Annotated in this window: 1 rRNA gene; it reads left to right on the top strand. The window is 50.5% G+C overall.

The features are described from left to right. Positions 1 to 13: 13 nt before the first annotated feature. Positions 14 to 553 (top strand): 23S ribosomal RNA (locus ABN236_RS19295); the annotation flags it as partial.

Raw genomic sequence — 553 nt, 5'->3', positions numbered from 1 at the left:
CTTCGGGTTGTGAGGTTAAGCGAATAAGCGTACACGGTGGATGCCTAGGCAATCAGAGGCGATGAAGGACGTGCTAATCTGCGATAAGCGTCGGTAAGGTGATATGAACCGTTATACCCGACGATTTCCGAATGGGGAAACCCAATATCCAATGGATATTATCATGACGTGAATACATAGCGTCATGAAGCGAACCGGGAGAACTGAAACATCTCAGTACCCCGAGGAAAAGAAATCAACCGAGATTCCCCTAGTAGCGGCGAGCGAACGGGGAACAGCCCAGAGTCTTAATCAATAGCAGCATCAGGAGAACGGTCTGGAAAGTCCGGCAGTAAAGGGTGATAGCCCCGTATCCGAAGATGCTGTTATTGTGAACTCGACGAGTAGGGCGGGACACGTGTTATCCTGTCTGAATATGGGGGGACCATCCTCCAAGGCTAAATACTCCTGATTGACCGATAGTGAACCAGTACCGTGAGGGAAAGGCGAAAAGAACCCCGGCGAGGGGAGTGAAAAAGAACCTGAAACCGTGTACGTACAAGCAGTAGGAGCC

The organism is Proteus sp. fly-1013 (assembly GCF_040140245.1).
Classification (GTDB): Bacteria; Pseudomonadota; Gammaproteobacteria; order Enterobacterales; family Enterobacteriaceae; genus Proteus; species Proteus mirabilis_B.
This window is presented reverse-complemented; position numbering and strand designations above follow the sequence as displayed.